Consider the following 3,494-nt stretch of genomic DNA (forward strand, 5'->3'; position numbering starts at 1 on the left):
TTTGTTTGAAGTAACTTATGCTCCACAACAACTGAAAGGATGGAGTTTCACTGTATCCGGAGCTATGGATCGCGGCAGCTTACTTGGAAATAATTATGGTGGAATGCTGGTTATCCGCAAACAAGGAATTATCAAATCGGGCAATAAATAGAAATTTTAACTGTCAACCCAATCAACATATGAAACAAATATTATTATTCATACTCTTTATGCTGGGAATCAGCAGTTGTGACAAAGCTCCCATCAACGGCAAATTAGATGGCAGATGGCAATTAATGACTATAGAATATACTAATGGGAAAATAGAAGAATGTAACCGCATTTATTATAGTATCCAGTTACATTTGGTGGAAATCAGTGCCAAAGGTGGAAATGGAGGCACTCATATCGGACGTTTCTCTTATAAAGGAGATGAGGTAACCATGAGTGAATTCCGCCACCGGGGAGATGAAGAAAAACTAACGACACTGAATGAATTGAAACCTTTCGGACTTAATCAAGCTATTAATCATCTTAAGGTGGAAAAAGCAACAGGCAAGAAACTAATTCTGAAATCTGATTATGCACGCCTCACATTCAGAAAGTTCTAAAAAAATATACCACAGGCTATACAAACTGTCTGCCGATAAAATATCGGCAAAACAATTTATACGCTATAGCAGTGGCAAACCACTATACCGGATTTCTAGAAATCAATTTATCGGCAGAAATAAAACTGGTGCCACCACTCATGGAGCCGGCTTTACAAATATTGAAGCCGGCTTCATGAAACAAGTTCTTTACCTTCCTGTAGTCTGTGGTGAAATAAATTTATCTTCTAGGCTTGATATCCAATTTTACCGGCTTCAACATGTTTTCCGGACTTAGGATTGTATCCAACTCTTCCTTATTTAAAATACCATGTTCCAAGACCAGTTCATAAACACTTCTACCTGTTTCCAACGCTTCTTTTGCAATCTTTGTAGAGTTTTTATAACCAATAATCGGATTCAATGCGGTTACTACACCAATACTGTTATGCACTTCAATCTTGCAACGTTCCGCATTAGCAGTAATACCTTCTACACAACGTGTACGCAAGGTTTCAAAACCATTGATCATTAAATCTACAGATTCAAAACAACACTGTGCCATCACCGGTTCCATAGCATTCAGTTCCATTTGGGCAGCTTCGCCAGCCATAGTCACACATAGTTCGTTACCCATTACCTTATAACAAATCTGATTCATCACTTCAGGAATCACCGGATTCACCTTACCTGGCATTATAGAAGATCCCGGTTGCATAGCCGGAAGGTTGAATTCTCCTAAGCCACAACGCGGTCCGCTAGCCAGCAAACGTAAATCATTACATATTTTATTTACCTTTACGGCTATTCTTTTTAAAGCTGAAGCATAACCTACCAAGCAGGAAGTATCTGAAGTAGCTCCTACCAAATCTGACGACAATTTGAAATCAAAACCTGTAATTTCACACAATGCTTTCACACATTTTTCCGCATATCCCGGTTCCGCACAAATGCCTGTACCAATAGCGGTAGCACCCATATTTACTGTCAGGAAGTCTGCCGCAGCTTCATTCAAATGACGAATTTCATCTCTCAATATACTGGCAAAACCATTGAATGTCTGACCTAAAGTCATAGGAACGGCATCTTCCAGCTGAGTACGCCCCATTTTGATGATATGCGCAAACTCTTCTCCTTTCTTATGGAATGCACCAATCAGCGATTCCAAATAAGGCAGAAAACGAAGATGAGAATAATACATGCCAATATGGATTGCAGTGGGATAAGCATCATTCGTTGATTGCGAGCAGTTCACATGGTCATTAGGAGAGCAATATTGATACTCGCCACGTTTGTGTCCCATAATCTCCAAAGCACGGTTAGCAATGACTTCATTAGCATTCATATTGGTAGAAGTACCGGCACCTCCCTGAATCATGTCTACCGGGAATTGCTCATGATGCTCACCATTTAAGATTTCCTGACACGCCAACACTATGGCATCTTTTTGTTCTTTAGTCAATAAACCTAACTCATAGTTAGCCATTGCAGCTGCCATTTTCGTAATGGCAAGACCGTTGATAAACAACGGATATTCATTTAGATGAAATTTACTTATTGGGAAATTTTCTATGCCTCTTAGAGTCTGCACACCATACAATGCACTGGCCGGAATTTCGCGGGCACCAATTAAATCACTTTCTACTCGGGTTTCTTCTGTAAGTTTTGTTTCCATGATCAGGTTATTTATTAGTTTATCATTTCTTATTTTATACAGCAAAGGTATAAACTAACATTTTGATATCAAAATATAATCTGATATAATTTCAAAATATTATTTTATACTTATTTTTCGAGATAAAGCAGACAACAAACTTACATTATGAAAGTTCATTCAGTTAACAAAGTCTTATATCCTTTGAAGTTCATTCAAAAAACAGACATAAAAAAAGGCGTCCATTCAGAACGCCCTTATTCTATTTTTTAACTTCGGAACTCTTATTTAACCTTTATTCTATCAAAGCCTTCTCCAAATACACCAATGACAGCACTTTGTGATACAAATGCATTCGGATCTATATCTTTTATCAAACGGAATATAGTAGTAGACTCACGTTTTTTTGCCAGCACAAACATCATTTTCACACCCGCACCGGTATAACAACCTACTCCGTCAATGAACGTCACTCCTCGATGAAGGTCTTTATTTATGCGATGCCCTATTTCTTCATGCTTCTTAGAAATAATAAAGAATTGCACTGACTGACGGGCACTATTTACTACCTGATCCAAGACAAAGCTGGATATAAACAAGACAACATATCCATATACCACCTTCTCCCAATCATGCAATACAAAATAACTGGAAGAGATAATAACCAAATCACACATCAAAATAACCCGGCCCAAAGTAATATCACGATACTTATTGACAATAGCAGCTATAATATCCGTACCTCCTGTGCTACCATTGGCAGAAAAAGCGACACCAATACCACCTCCGCAGAAAAAGGCTCCCAAGACACAAGCCATGAAAGGTTGGTCATGTATTAAAGACTCTCCCCCGGTCAAATCCTGTATGATAGGCAGAATAGAACTCAGCACAAATACAGCATAGATGGTTTTCACACTAAACTTCCATCCCAAAATAACCAAAGAAAGTATCAACAATGCTCCGTTTATTCCCAAATAAGTGTACTGAACCGGCAAACCGGTAGCCCAATAAACAATAGAAGCAATACCTGGCACCGCACCCGAAGGAAGGTCATTAGGTAACAAAAAGACGGTCCATCCAATAGCATACATCAGCATACCAAGAGCAATCAACATATAATCCCTTAGTTCTCTGATAATCCGTTGCTTACGCGTCGTAATAAAGACTGAATCCATGTGAGTTTTCCTTTATAAAATCATATTGTCCGCAAAAGTACAAAAAGATTGAATCACTTGGCTTCAAAAGGTGACATTTTTTCAAGTAAAAAGTCC

The 3,494-nt window shown here is 38.4% G+C and carries 3 protein-coding genes; 1 reads left to right on the forward strand and 2 read right to left on the reverse strand.

Annotated features, from left to right (window positions below; genetic code table 11):
• The first annotated feature begins 209 nt into the window (after positions 1-209).
• Positions 210-590 (forward strand): lipocalin-like domain-containing protein, encoded by a 381-nt coding sequence (locus AB5062_RS22420; protein ID WP_005851610.1) that lies wholly within the window; start codon positions 210-212, stop codon positions 588-590.
• A 220-nt stretch (positions 591-810) separates the two neighbouring features.
• On the opposite strand, the gene AB5062_RS22425 is transcribed toward AB5062_RS22420, so the two are convergent.
• Positions 811-2,244: an aspartate ammonia-lyase gene (locus AB5062_RS22425; RefSeq protein ID WP_005841516.1), complete on the reverse strand. Its 1,434-nt coding sequence runs from the start codon at positions 2,242-2,244 to the stop codon at positions 811-813.
• A 263-nt stretch (positions 2,245-2,507) separates the two neighbouring features.
• Positions 2,508-3,398, reverse strand: a complete 891-nt coding sequence (locus AB5062_RS22430) for a YitT family protein (protein ID WP_005841515.1) — start codon at positions 3,396-3,398, stop codon at positions 2,508-2,510.
• Positions 3,399-3,494 lie beyond the last annotated feature (96 nt).

Origin of the sequence: Phocaeicola sp. RTP21359st1_B8_RTP21360_211022, from assembly GCF_040911965.1 — a bacterium.
GTDB classification, from domain to species: Bacteria; Bacteroidota; Bacteroidia; order Bacteroidales; family Bacteroidaceae; genus Phocaeicola; species Phocaeicola vulgatus.

What these genes read in the sequence shown, in the direction of transcription:
- AB5062_RS22420 (WP_005851610.1), top strand. Translation starts at nt 210, where the DNA reads ATGCTGGGAATCAGCAGTTGTGACAAAGCTCCCATCAACGGCAAATTA.
- AB5062_RS22425 (WP_005841516.1), bottom strand. Translation starts at nt 2,244, where the DNA reads ATGGAAACAAAACTTACAGAAGAAACCCGAGTAGAAAGTGATTTAATT.
- AB5062_RS22430 (WP_005841515.1), bottom strand. Translation starts at nt 3,398, where the DNA reads ATGGATTCAGTCTTTATTACGACGCGTAAGCAACGGATTATCAGAGAA.